This window comes from Saccharospirillum impatiens DSM 12546 (assembly GCF_000423605.1).
GTDB classification, from domain to species: domain Bacteria; phylum Pseudomonadota; class Gammaproteobacteria; order Pseudomonadales; family Natronospirillaceae; genus Saccharospirillum; species Saccharospirillum impatiens.
Map to the genome: position 1 here is coordinate 1 of NZ_AUIH01000136.1, position 1,940 is coordinate 1,940.

The 1,940-nt window shown below is 40.2% G+C and carries 1 protein-coding gene; it reads left to right on the forward strand.

Features of this window, described 5'->3' with window-relative positions; genetic code table 11:
* Positions 1 to 256: 256 nt before the first annotated feature.
* Positions 257 to 1,651: a restriction endonuclease subunit S gene (locus G565_RS0120850; protein ID WP_028672527.1), complete on the forward strand. Its 1,395-nt coding sequence runs from the start codon at positions 257 to 259 to the stop codon at positions 1,649 to 1,651.
* Positions 1,652 to 1,940: the final 289 nt, after the last annotated feature.

Sequence of the window (1,940 nt, forward strand, 5' to 3'; positions counted from 1 at the left end):
TAATGCTCTTCGATTTCCACAGAAAGACTCCCCGTAAATTCGGTATGATCAAGTCCTGATTATACTGGATTTCCACAGGAAACTACGAAGAGCCTGTTAAAAACGGCAACGGGCAGTATAAGCTGGATAAAAATGGCCATCTGATCGTTGATCACGACTTACACAACCATGATGGTGAGTTGCAAGACGGTATCGCCGAAGCTTTTATCGAATGGGCTAAGAAAGAAAATCTTTCATTTTGGACAGAGGTGTAGTGATGATTGCTGCATCTGTTAAATTATCAGACCTGTATCGACATTTGCGGATAGATGCAGAGTTCTACAAGCCGGAATATCTACAAATTGAATTTGTACTGGAAAAAACGGGGAATATATTCCCACTGCGAAAGTACTGTCACTATATCAAGAAGGGAATTTTTGACATCAGCCCAGAACTTTATACCGATGCCGGTGTACCATTAATTCGTACAAGCGAGATAAAAAATCCTCTTATAAATTTTGCGACAACGGTATTTCTCGCTCCAGAAATACATCAAGTGCATTTCAAGACCGAGCTTAAACCAGATGACATAGTTGTCACAAAAATTGGTGCATACATTGGTGACGTTGCTTTGCTGCCGAGTAAGCATAGCCAGTACAATTTCAGCCAAAATGTAACTGGTTTAAGCATCAAGAAAAAAAGCATTAATCCTAAGTATCTATTTGGTTTTTTACTTTCGCGGTTTGGTCACTCCCAACTCACAAGAATTATTATGCTTTCAGGCCAAGGGAAAATTGAACTTGAGGATATTCGAGATATATCTATTTTTGAGGCATCGGATTTTTTTCAGTCAACAGTCGCAAATACAATAGAAGAGGCTCAGTCATTCGAAACGAATTCTGAAGTTAGATTGTTGGAGGCGGAAGAGCTTATCCTTTCCGAACTTGGCCTGACCAACTGGCAGCCAAAGCACCAGCTTGCCTTTATCAAAAATTACTCTGATACCGAAGTGACAGAGCGCATCGACGCAGAATACTACCAGCCGAAATACGAGGCGATTGAGGAGGCTATTAAAAAATATTCTAATGGTTATTCAACTATTGGTGCAGAGTTTAAACAGAATAAGAGCACATTCAAAATTGATGGCAATAAAATTTATGAATATGTAGAAATCGGCAGCGTTAATGTTTCAAATGGTGAAATTTCAGCAAACGAAGTCATTGGCGATGAGCTGCCAGCCAATGCAAAAAGAGCATTAAACAAGAACGACGTAATCGTGTCAAAAGTCAGGACATACAGAGGGGCAATAACTATTGTTGAAGAAAGTGGATATGTAGGCAGCGGCGCATTCACCGTGCTTAGAGAAAATGGACGGATTAACAAAGAAACACTTCTTGCTTTCCTTCATTCAAAACCACTTTTAGCATGGTCACTAAAACCAAACACAGGGACATCATATCCAGTCATAATTGACAATGACATTCTGAACTTGCCTATACCCCTGATCCCTGTGACCAAACAAACTGAAATTCAACAAAAAGTCACCGAGTCATTCAGCCTGACAAAGCAATCCAAACACCTACTCGAATGCGCAAAAAGAGCTGTGGAAATCGCTATTGAGCAGAATGAGCAAACGGCAATCAACTGGCTAAAAGATCAGGTAGAGGTCTAAGGATGCCTGCTGACTATAAAAAAGAGTGGATGGAGAAATCAGCGATAGATTATTTTTCACCATTCATATCGCTATGGCTGGCTTGTAACTCCTGGTACATGTCACATTATTCTGACTTGAATGATAGCCATTCAGGAACAAATGGGGCTACGGACCGCGACTTCATCAATAAGCTTAAAGAAGATACCACTGGTAGAAGGCTAACATGACACCCATCGTAGTGTAGTTTTAACCTATGCTGATCTCGGAAGAGAAAGTAATTTAGCGATGGATGGTAAAAAAAGAAGTT